The organism is Moorena sp. SIO3I6 (genome assembly GCF_010672095.1).
In genome coordinates, this window is sequence record NZ_JAAHHU010001322.1 from 1 (window position 1) to 1,423 (window position 1,423).

General features: G+C 41.3%; 2 protein-coding genes. One reads left to right on the top strand and one right to left on the bottom strand.

Features of this window, described 5'->3' with window-relative positions; all coding sequences use genetic code 11:
* Positions 1-28: 28 nt before the first annotated feature.
* Positions 29-178 carry a hypothetical protein gene (locus F6K49_RS48965; RefSeq protein ID WP_293053687.1) on the bottom strand — a complete coding sequence of 50 codons (150 nt, stop codon included), beginning with the start codon at positions 176-178 and terminating at the stop codon, positions 29-31.
* 846 nt (positions 179-1,024) lie between these two features.
* Here F6K49_RS48965 and F6K49_RS48970 point away from each other — a divergent pair.
* Positions 1,025-1,309 carry a hypothetical protein gene (locus F6K49_RS48970; RefSeq protein WP_293109972.1) on the top strand — a complete coding sequence of 95 codons (285 nt, stop codon included), beginning with the start codon at positions 1,025-1,027 and terminating at the stop codon, positions 1,307-1,309.
* Positions 1,310-1,423: the final 114 nt, after the last annotated feature.

The window sequence follows — 1,423 nt, forward strand, 5'->3', positions numbered from 1 at the left end:
GGATGTGACACGCTTCACGCTGTGTCCCCTACACATTTAGGATTTGTGTGATAAATAGTCTCTGAACTTTAGGCGGTCGTTGAAGCGGTTGTGCCAACTTGTCAAAAGTGCCATAATCTGTTAGCATTTCAGGATTTTTGATGACGAATAACTTGACCATAGATGCAATAATCACCATTAGTTTTCCAAACGGTTTAACAATGGCTTTGCTATTTAATCAACCTTTCACACAATATATTAAAATCCCTGTCAAAATTCAAGATTTTAAAAAAAGTTAATGTTGTCAACAGCGGTCAATCAATTGTCAATCAACTGCTACATCTTGTAGTATATCCCATTCAATCAACTCAACGATGCTCGACGTGGAACTGAGCGAGTTCATTGACAAACCTCCAACAATTAAATTGAGCTGAAGCAACATCTGATTAGTGATCAGACTTTAGTAATCAGACTTGGCTAACAGGTTAATCAGACTTTGTGAAAAAATTGTGAACTCATCTATCGAGTAGGGTAAACAATTAGCTATTTTCAATTAATCAACTATCTATAGACGTAGATTTGATGATTAAAGTTCCAGGATTTATAGAAGTTACGAAGTTTAGTTGGTTTTGGCCTGCTAACCCACCAAATATGGTGGGTAGTCATCAAAAAATATACTAAGTTTGGTGGAGCAACCGGGGCAATGGGTAAGTCCTAATTGATCAAAAAAATCTAAAAAAAAATCTCAAACAGCGCGCTGAGTTGGCTTACAGTAAATCGTTTTACCCTGTCTTGATGCAGTCGCTCATGGGGGGAACCCCCGCAGGTCGGCGCTGCATCGCTGTTTTCAGGGTAAGTATTGAATAAATCATTGAAAAAAAGCTATAGTAGCGAAATTTTGTTAGATTAACTAACGTTTGCTTTTAAATATGAGCAATCATGGCTCCTGCAAGTAATGGCTCCCGCAATTAACCCAAGCTCGGTCAGGAACTATCCTTAGCAGTGATTAACCTACCATCCCAATCGGTTATTAAATGTCCTACTGATGCGTTCCCGTAGCGTCACCTTTCCGGCTTTGCCCGACGCTGCGCGAACGGTCAATCGCGAAGCGGTTCCAAAGAAACATCGCATTATTCATGCGCCAGTTGGCTCAACAAGAGGTAGACTACCGCAGGCTACATACTTCCCATGGCTTTCATTCCAAGATGATGGAACCGATCTTGGACTCTTTGAGATCATTACATCTTATACCGAGTTGCATTCAAAGAGAGTAGATTGCTTGCATAGGGAGATGGGGAGATGGGGAGATGGGGAGATCTCACAGGGGTAGGTTTTTTACAAACAGAGGAGTAAACGCTCAGATGAAGAGGTAAAAATGAAATATTAGTTTTCTTGGTGCACCTTCACCCTTGTCGGGGAACCCGACCGGTGTCGCACCGGTAAC

What these genes read in the sequence shown, in the direction of transcription:
- F6K49_RS48970 (WP_293109972.1), top strand. Translation starts at nt 1,025, where the DNA reads ATGCGTTCCCGTAGCGTCACCTTTCCGGCTTTGCCCGACGCTGCGCGA.
- F6K49_RS48965 (WP_293053687.1), bottom strand. Translation starts at nt 178, where the DNA reads ATGGTGATTATTGCATCTATGGTCAAGTTATTCGTCATCAAAAATCCT.